The organism is uncultured Eubacterium sp., from assembly GCF_937958975.1.
Taxonomy (GTDB): Bacteria; Bacillota; Clostridia; order Lachnospirales; family Lachnospiraceae; genus Eubacterium_G.
Map to the genome: position 1 here is coordinate 1 of NZ_CALGRE010000020.1, position 5,269 is coordinate 5,269.

A 5,269-nucleotide genomic window follows, 5' to 3' on the forward strand; every position below is an offset into this window, starting at 1 on the left:
TTAGCTCCTCCATAAACTGCTAATCCAGTCTACAATAAGATATAATTTTATTTTTATAATTCATCTTTTTTGCTTCATCACTGTTTAATTTTATAGAAAAGAGTTTTAAAAGAGCTTCTTTGTATAGTTCGCACCACTGATTTCGATAGTCATTGCATTGCTCATAATAGCTTTTACATCCGCCTTTGCAGTATGAAAAAGCAAAACAATTTTTGCAATCTAACTTTTTATATAGTAAGCTAAAATCATTCTTTATTAATTTAATTTTATCGCTATCAATTGATAATTTTTCTATATAATTTCCAATGACATATTTGCCATTATCATGCTCATTGCATATAGATATATTATTATTGGGAAAACAATAAATTATATTACCAGAACATCCCTTACAAAAAGTATGTTTTCTCTTTGTATCAATTATTGCCGAATGTACAATATTGGAATTAACCGATAAAGCATCAAATATAAAATCTATAAAGTCGGGATTTGATATTGACAATACCTCGTTTCTTCCATTAACAGTTTCTTTAAATTTTTCGTAATCAATAAATGCAATTTGATTGACTTCATTCATAAAATATTCAGTTATGGATTTCCCTTTGCCTTTTGATAATGCAGTAACAACTGAATGAATGCCAACATTAGTGTAATTTGAAGCTATTTTGGCGGATTTTATAGATATCTGTGTTGATTTTTCTCCATTTTTAAATGGTCTTATTGTGTTATTTAATTCTGGAAAACCATCTATTGAAAATGTAATTTCATCAAAATTTTTAGCAAGCCAAATAGCATTTTTTTCATTGGCTATTCCGTTAGTAACTAATTTTAAAATAATTTTACAATAGCTGCTATTCTTTTTTTGTATTATGTATTTTATTATCTCTTTAAACAATTCCCAATTATAAGTTGGTTCCCCACCTCCATGAAATAAAAACTTTAAAACTGGCTGTTGAGAATATTTATATAAATTATCATTATTAAAAAAAGTATCAATTAATTTTTTTATTTTATTTATATCTACATAATTATTTTTATTAATAGACCCTGATTCTGAGTAACAATATTTGCAACCTAATTGACATTTATTAGAAGGTATAATACAAATACTATTACCATAATATTTATTATTAATAATTTTACTATTAGTAATAACGTTTTTATCTAAAAAAGAATACTCACTATATAGTAAATTTTTAATATCATTTATTTCTATTTTATTTAGATTACTAATGTCGAAAATAATATTAATATCTTGCATTAATAAAAGGTTTTTTGAATTATAAGACAAAATAAAAGTATTCATAATTAATACTCCGTTAAAAATGGTACACAGTTGAATATTATTAATATTCAACTGTGTACTTTCTATTAATCCTAATCTAATACCAAAATAAAATTTAATTATTTAATTTTATTTTTGAAAAAATTTATCTTGCGCAGTTATCCCATCCATAACCATCGTCATTATCATTTCCGTTTGAACCTGTAAGCTCTTTCATCTGTCCTAACAAATCAATTATAGGTAATTCAAATTCTTTTATTTTTTCAAACATATTGACCCAGCCTTTCTTTTTTACTTTATTGGTATTAGATTTTGGGAAACTCATAAATGGCAGTCCATTGTTTTTTGACACCTATATGGTCATTTAAAGGTCGACCAGAAATTTCTACCCAAGAATGAAATACAAATTCAGTCATATAATAATTACATTTACCAATTATTATATAAGAAGGAAAGCCCAAATATATTAATGAATAAGCCAATGCTACAGACCTTTCTAAACATAAATCTGATTGAGACACTAACTTACCGAAAAATCTATAAAAAGGAATTAGTCTTGCTGCACAAAATAAAAATTCATCCTCTGTATATAATTTTAAATTATTTTCAATTTTGTATTTGTTGTCAACATAACATTCCTGTATAAGGTTTTTGCAATATCCAAATTCTTTTTTTCGATAAATTGTTATTATTTTTAAATATTTAAAGATTGACTTAATAAAACGTATTTTACTAAATTTAACTTTATTTTTAATATTATTTTCATTATATAGAAAATATTCAAAATACATAATTAAAAGCCTTTCATTAAATGTTTTTTAATAGCAAATTAATATCGCATTTGTCAGAATATCTTGATACTAATACAGGACATTTTTCAATTATTTTTTTTAATAATTCAAACTTCAGTTTAAAAAATGGATTTGGAATATTAGTTTGTAAATCAATAAACGCTTTTATAGATAAACTATAAGGCAATTTTTGAATACAAGTATTTTCAGACGTATTTTTATTTAAAATAAATATTTTATCTAATGGAATCTTATTAACTCTACTAACTTTACTATTCATTGTTTTTAAATATATCTTATCTTTAGCAATTACTATAACATCGTTATCTTGATATGGTGGGAATGGATTTATAACAGATTGCTTCAAGCCAAACCCCGCGTTTATTGGTTCACAATATACCGTTTCATCACAATATGTAACAATTAGCACATCATCTGATAGAATATTTATCTCATCTTTTGCTAAATATGATAAAGTGCTTTTGCCACTTCCAGATTCTCCACATATTATTATGCCTTTTCCATCTTTTTCCCATAAAGAACCATGAATTACAATTTTTCCATGTTTTACACAAGTTAAAGAAAAAGGGTCGATTATTTCTGAAAAAAACCAGTTTCTAAGATTATTAAATTTATTTACATTTTTAAATTTAAAAATTCCTTTTTTTATATCCCAATTAGCTAAATTATTATTGTAATATTCAATATAATACTCTTTTTCATTATTATAATATCTACCACTTAACAATTTTACATATAGATGAAAGAGAGTATGTTATAGATTTATGTAATAAAAATAATATTAACAATTTAAACTTTGTAGATATAGGTAAATACCAAATACTGAAATTACTTTTGAGCAGCTCCGTATTGAGATGCAAAATGAGATTGTAGCTTTAGAACAGAGTAAAAAGGTCTCATGGACAGTCAAATACGGTTGTGTGACAGAAGCTATAGCAAATCCAACGACACAGCGCATTATAGATGTAAAAGAAAAAATAGAGGGAATGGATAAATTTATAAACAGCATTATAAACGGCAAAAAGAAAGAGAATAAAGACCCCAAATGCGTTATTACCCCGTATATTACGGCAGAAAAGAAAGGCAATGTTTTGTCGTTTCCCAAATATAAAGGCTTTTACACTAACCTTTCTGAAGCCGCTCAAAGCGATAAGCCAATTAAGCTTATCCCATCCAGTACGGGAAAGATAATGCAGATTACCCACAACAAAATAGGCGAGTTTTGTACTCCGGTGCTTCGTGCGCCGGAGTTTGACTTAATAAAGCCTGGAATAAAGCTGTCTCTGCCCAAAATTCCTTTTAATCTGATATTAGAAGTTATCGAATTTTTCAGATACTTTGCAGAAAAAGGCTTGGAGGCCATCGCTCATATCATATATTCCGAGCACACAGCTCAGTATGAAATATATATCCCTAATCAAATTGTCTCCTGCCTTAATGTAGAAACCTACGACCTGCCGGACTTTGGCAGCTCGGGCTTTATTGATGTAATGGCTATACATTCCCACCATAATATGAAAGCTTTTTTCTCAGATGAAGATGATGCAGACGAAAAGGAAACCAAGCTGTACGGAGTCATAGGCCGCTTGGATAAGGCACTGCCGGATATGATTGTGCGAATGTGCAACAACGGATATCACTATGAAATTGAGCCGTTTTCCGTCATAGAGCAGCCGGCGTTTCCCAAAGAAGATAAGCTGTTAAAAGTGAAAGTCAAAAAGGAAAAGAGTGAGATTGCACTATGAAGTTTTCAAAAGATAATCCTGTAAAAATAGTGATGTTGGGAGCCGGCGGAACAGGGGGATATATTGCTCCGTTTCTATACCGTATGGCAAGCATAGCAGACAGAGAGATAAAAACAATTATATGCGACGGCGATAAAGTGAAGTTAAAAAACCTTGTAAGGCAAAATTTTGTTTATCAGGATGTAGGTAGTAATAAAGCACAGGTGATAGCAAACAGATATTCGCAGGCATTTGGGCTGCCGGCTTTTTATATTCCCAGCTATATAGAGGATGAAAACACACTTTTGTCGCTGCTTGCTCCTGAAGAAAATGGACAGATGATAATTCTCATAGGCGCTGTTGATAATAATAAATCGCGCAGACTGTGTGACACAGTATTTAAAAAGCTTTCCGATATCATCTATATAGACAGTGGCAATGGCGAATATTACGGTCAGGTCGTATGCGGGATTAAAAAGAATAATATCACTGTCCAAAAGCCTATGGCCTCATATTATCCAGAAGTGTTGAGCGATGTCGACTTATTTCCCTCTGAACTATCCTGTGCGGATGCGAATGAAACAGCTCCACAGACTGTTGCAGCTAATATGTTTGCAGCAAATATTGTTTCTGTCATGCTGTTTAACATTCTTTTTCGCGGTGTAATGAATTGCAAAAAGAATGAATTTTCTACAAAGACAATCAATTCAGTTTCCATAATAAATACAAAAAAGAGTTATAGGAGAGCTGCTTAATGAATGGAAAGATTTATCTTTAGGAAATAAGAAAACTTTAAGTTTCAATTATTCATCCTTATTAGGGAGATAAACGAAAAATTCGATTATGTTACAACCGTCATAAAAAACAGTGTCTAACAAAATTATTTTAACCATTTGTTCCGTTTCTGGTGTTAAAAGATTAATTTAAAAAATAAAAAGGAGTAATTCCAAATGAATGAAAACAGGAAAATCAAAGTCGTTTTGCTCGAGCCGCTAAAGATGGCTCGTATTGTTGAAATTGATGCCTCTATAAATGGAATGCAGGAAATAGTAGGCGGGCTTATTGAGGCAATTTATCCTTTTAACGACGATGTTTGCCTCGTTTGCAACGACGAGGGTAAAATAAACGGCATGCCGCTTAACCGTGCTATCTACGACAAATACGGTAATGTGCTGGATATTATAGCCGGACCGGCTTTTATCTGTGGCTGCGGTGGCGAAAGCTTCAGCAGCTTATCAGAAAAGCAGGCCGCTCGCTACATCAAGCAGTTTTATTTGCCGCAAAATTTTATAATAACCGATAAAGGATGTTTTCCTTTCTTTGTTATTCCAGATGATAATATCTCTTAATATTTAAAGCATTACAAATTTAGGCACTGTAAAGTAAAAATGAAAAAATAGGACCCGAAATCAGCAAATATTGTTACGCAACGAGCAAAAGCTCACGTT

General features: G+C 30.2%; 7 protein-coding genes. 3 read left to right on the forward strand and 4 right to left on the reverse strand.

All coding sequences use genetic code 11. The features are described from left to right. Positions 1–19: 19 nt before the first annotated feature. The 4 genes from Q5O86_RS03400 to Q5O86_RS03415 all read right to left on the reverse strand — a co-directional run bounded on the left by Q5O86_RS03400 (position 20) and on the right by Q5O86_RS03415 (position 2,824). Positions 20–1,306: a radical SAM protein gene (locus tag Q5O86_RS03400; RefSeq protein WP_302625744.1), complete on the reverse strand. Its 1,287-nt coding sequence runs from the start codon at positions 1,304–1,306 to the stop codon at positions 20–22. 124 nt (positions 1,307–1,430) lie between these two features. Continuing rightward, the gene (locus Q5O86_RS03405; protein WP_302625745.1) at positions 1,431–1,610 is read right to left on the reverse strand and encodes a hypothetical protein; all 180 of its coding nucleotides are present in this window, start codon (positions 1,608–1,610) and stop codon (positions 1,431–1,433) included. Beyond that, positions 1,591–2,076 (reverse strand): lasso peptide biosynthesis protein, encoded by a 486-nt coding sequence (locus Q5O86_RS03410; RefSeq protein ID WP_302625746.1) that lies wholly within the window; start codon positions 2,074–2,076, stop codon positions 1,591–1,593. The genes Q5O86_RS03405 and Q5O86_RS03410 overlap by 20 nt, the downstream gene beginning before the upstream one ends. Before the next feature lie 16 nt (positions 2,077–2,092). Continuing rightward, positions 2,093–2,824: a hypothetical protein gene (locus Q5O86_RS03415; protein ID WP_302625747.1), complete on the reverse strand. Its 732-nt coding sequence runs from the start codon at positions 2,822–2,824 to the stop codon at positions 2,093–2,095. 127 nt (positions 2,825–2,951) lie between these two features. Here Q5O86_RS03415 and Q5O86_RS03420 point away from each other — a divergent pair, with 127 nt between their 5' ends. The 3 genes from Q5O86_RS03420 (at position 2,952) to Q5O86_RS03430 (ending at position 5,170) form a co-directional block, all read left to right on the forward strand. After that, positions 2,952–3,842, forward strand: coding sequence for a hypothetical protein (locus Q5O86_RS03420; RefSeq protein WP_302625748.1), 891 nt, complete (start codon positions 2,952–2,954; stop codon positions 3,840–3,842). Continuing rightward, positions 3,839–4,576 carry a ThiF family adenylyltransferase gene (locus Q5O86_RS03425; RefSeq protein ID WP_302625749.1) on the forward strand — a complete coding sequence of 246 codons (738 nt, stop codon included), beginning with the start codon at positions 3,839–3,841 and terminating at the stop codon, positions 4,574–4,576. The genes Q5O86_RS03420 and Q5O86_RS03425 overlap by 4 nt, the downstream gene beginning before the upstream one ends. A 195-nt stretch (positions 4,577–4,771) precedes the next feature. Further along, positions 4,772–5,170: a DUF3846 domain-containing protein gene (locus tag Q5O86_RS03430; RefSeq protein ID WP_302625750.1), complete on the forward strand. Its 399-nt coding sequence runs from the start codon at positions 4,772–4,774 to the stop codon at positions 5,168–5,170. Positions 5,171–5,269: the final 99 nt, after the last annotated feature.